Source organism: Hyphomonas sp. (assembly GCF_046313735.1).
Taxonomy (GTDB): domain Bacteria; phylum Pseudomonadota; class Alphaproteobacteria; order Caulobacterales; family Hyphomonadaceae; genus Hyphomonas.
Genome location: NZ_JBKBXW010000102.1, coordinates 550 through 2,523 on the forward strand (window position 1 = coordinate 550; position 1,974 = coordinate 2,523).

Annotated in this window: 3 protein-coding genes; all 3 read left to right on the top strand. The window is 66.1% G+C overall.

What is annotated here, in order from left to right; genetic code table 11:
* Positions 1-648 (top strand): DNA gyrase C-terminal beta-propeller domain-containing protein (locus ACK4SV_RS16775; protein WP_409918989.1); only part of this gene is annotated, 648 nt, incomplete at its 5' end.
* Positions 649-730: 82 nt separating this feature from the next.
* Entirely contained in the window at positions 731-1,408 is a 678-nt protein-coding gene (locus ACK4SV_RS16780) for a hypothetical protein (RefSeq protein ID WP_409918990.1), read from the top strand.
* Between the two features lie 205 nt (positions 1,409-1,613).
* On the top strand, positions 1,614-1,974 hold a 361-nt coding region (locus ACK4SV_RS16785; protein ID WP_409918991.1), incomplete at its 3' end, for a GTP-binding protein.

The window sequence follows — 1,974 nt, forward strand, 5'->3', positions numbered from 1 at the left end:
GGCCATCTGCCGCCCGAGACCGATTTCAAGTTCAAGGACGGCGACGCCGCCGCCTTTGCGCTCCATGCCGAAACGCCCGACAAGATCGTCATCTTCGGCTCGAACGGGCGGTTCTACACGGTTCTGGGCGCCAACCTGCCCGGCGGGCGCGGCATGGGCGAGCCGGTGCGCCTGATGGTCGATCTGCCGAACGAGGCGCAGATCCTCGACCTCTTCGTCCACAAACCCGGGCGGCAGATGATCGTGGCCTCGTCCGATGGCGACGGCTTCATCATCCCGTCGGATGAATTGCTGGCCCAGACCCGCGCCGGCAAGCAGGTGCTGAACCTGCGCGAAGGCGCGCGGGCGCTGATCTGCCAGCCGGTCTCCGGCGACCATGTGGCGACCGTGGGTGAGAACCGCAAGATGCTGGTCTTCGCGCTGGTGGAGCTGCCCGAGATGGCGCGCGGCAAGGGCGTGCGGCTGCAGAAGTTCAAGGACGGCGGGCTGTCGGACCTGAAGACCCTGACACTGGCCGAGGGGCTGAGCTGGAAGGACCCCGCAGGCCGCACACGGCATGAGCCGGATCTGGCGGAATGGCTGGGCAAGCGGGCCAGCGCCGGCCGCATGGCGCCGCGCGGCTTCCCGCGGGACAATCGGTTCGGGTGAGAAACGGCCGCTCACGCACCCGGCGTTGCCATACCGGGGCCTTTCCGTTAAGGCTTCCGGCGCACGACGCAAAGGATTTCCCATGGCCATGCCGCGCCTGAAGCTGACCACCTCGGCCCTTCTGGTCGCCGCCGCCCTGCTCGCCGCCTGTTCAAGCAGCGGCGAGAACCTGGGAGAGATGCGCCCCGAGCTGGGCGATTTCCGTCTGTGCTACAACATCGTCACCACCAATGACGCGGTCAAAGGCCCCCTGTCGCGCGACGCCGATGTCGAAGTCATCGCCGAGGCCCTGCGCGACGAGATCGACCGCCGGTTCAGCCGCTATGAGGGCACGCGCCTCTATCACATCGCCCTGCATCTCGATGCCTATGTGCTGGCGATGCCGGGCATTCCTCTGGTCATGTCGCCGCGCTCGGTGCTGATCGTCTCGGCCAATGTCTGGGATGACCAACTGGGCCGGCCGCTGAACGAAGCGCCCAAACAGCTGACCGTGCTGGAAAGCGCCGGCGCGGGGCAGGTGCTGGGATCGGGTCTGACGATGGACAGTGACCAGCAACTGACCATGCTGGCGCAGAACACCGCCCTCGCCGTCGAGGGCTGGCTGCTGGAGAATCCTGACTGGTTCATCCATCCCGAGGATCCGGCCGAAGCGCCGGAGACCACCGGCCCCACCCCGCGGGTGGAATCGGACACAGTCGATATTGCCGCCGCCGGGGCCCCTGAGGGCGCAGCAGCCGGACCTGTCTGTGGCCGGCGCTGAACACGGACCGTGCCAGCCCCGCAATCCCCCCGCAAATGCGGGTGATTTTACGCGGCATGCCACCCAATCCGCTTGATTTTTCCGGTTTTGGCGATTAGCACCGCGCCCGACGTGGCTCGCCGGATCCCGGGGATAACCCCGCCCTACCGCCCGTAGGGTGGGATTTCATCCCACCGCCACCGACATTCGAATAGGAGAAGCCATCATGGCGAAGGCAAAGTTTGAACGTAACAAGCCGCATGTGAACATCGGGACCATCGGTCACGTTGACCACGGCAAGACCACGCTGACCGCAGCGATCACCAAGTATTTCGGCGACTTCCGGGCCTATGACCAGATCGACGGCGCGCCCGAAGAGAAAGCCCGCGGGATCACCATCTCGACCGCGCATGTGGAATACGAGACGGCCAACCGTCACTACGCCCATGTCGACTGCCCCGGCCACGCCGACTACGTCAAGAACATGATCACCGGCGCGGCCCAGATGGACGGCGCGATCCTGGTCTGTGCCGCTTCGGACGGTCCGATGCCGCAGACGCGTGAGCACATCCTGCTGGGTCGCCAGG

Excerpts from the sequence above, each read along its gene's own strand:
- ACK4SV_RS16780 (WP_409918990.1), top strand. The coding sequence starts at position 731 with ATGGCCATGCCGCGCCTGAAGCTGACCACCTCGGCCCTTCTGGTCGCC.